Origin of the sequence: Morganella sp. EGD-HP17, assembly GCF_000512315.2 — a bacterium.
Lineage (GTDB): Bacteria > Pseudomonadota > Gammaproteobacteria > Enterobacterales > Enterobacteriaceae > Morganella > Morganella morganii.
Map to the genome: position 1 here is coordinate 1 of NZ_AZRH01000063.1, position 1,110 is coordinate 1,110.

The 1,110-nt window shown below is 55.6% G+C and carries 1 pseudogene; it reads right to left on the bottom strand.

From position 1 onward, the window contains the following. Positions 1-108: 108 nt before the first annotated feature. Positions 109-1,110: pseudogene (locus X965_RS19645) on the bottom strand (type IV secretion system protein TraC); the annotation flags it as partial.

Here is a 1,110-nt window from a genome sequence, read left to right on the forward strand (position 1 = left end):
CCCCGGCACTGACAGCCACCGATACAGCGAGGAAAAAGCAGACGGCACGGATACAGTCATGACGGCGGCGGCGGCTGCGCCGCGGCGGTTTTACCGGAGTATGTTGTGTTAATGCCGGGTTTGTGGCTGCCATTGGGATAACGCCTCCATTTCACGGGGAAAATTACGCTGCGCCAGCTGATACAGGGTTTCGTTGATGGTCATCCCCTGTTTCCGGGCATGTTCGCGGAACTCAAAGTCCTCACCGTTGGTTGAGAACATGACGCGGCTGAGCGGGTCAAGCAGCAGCCGGTGATAGGAGACCTGACCGGAGATGCGCAGCATAAAGGCACTGAAATGCGCATCACGGGCGGCAGGGAATCCCTCTATCACGGCACGCTCGCTGACCGAGAACTGATCGGGGTTGTACTGGTTGTATTTGCGGAACGCTTCGGGGTTCTGTTTGAGGATGATTTTAAAGGACGAGTTAGACCAGGCGGCACGGGCGGCCAGACTGGCCTGCTCCCCGTCAAAGTCCTCGATCCCCTGGGAAATGGTGATGTACGCGCCACCGTGTTTGCGGGCGGTGCGGTAACCGTTCTCAATGAAGTCACCGACAAAGGTGTTCGTGCTTTTGAGCAGCCGCCAGCCCTCATCAATCGTGGCGATTTTTAACTCACTGCGCGGGGACAGGTACATCTGCTGCTCGATGTAAATCATCATGGAAAACATGATGGCAGCCAGCAAATCCGGCTTGTTTTTGAGCTTTCCCATCTCCAGCACGGAAAAACGGACATCGTCTTTCAGGGCAGGCTCCGGGTTGTTGAAATACTCACCGTAAATCCCCTCCGTGGTGTATTTTTTCAGGGAAACAATGATTTCCTGCATCCGGTGCCGGATAGTATCGGCATTATCAAAATACCCGCCGTCAATCTGCGTCTGCAGATGTACCGATACATCATCAATCAGCGCAGCGCGGCCTTTGTCCTCCCAGACTTCCTGCACGGCATTGAGCAGGATGGATTTGGAGGTGTCATCCATGCCGCCTGCCGGATTGGCCAGCACCAGCAGCAGGTCACGGATGCTTTCCGCCGATTCCTTAATGTCGGTGATACCGGCGAACGGGTTGAA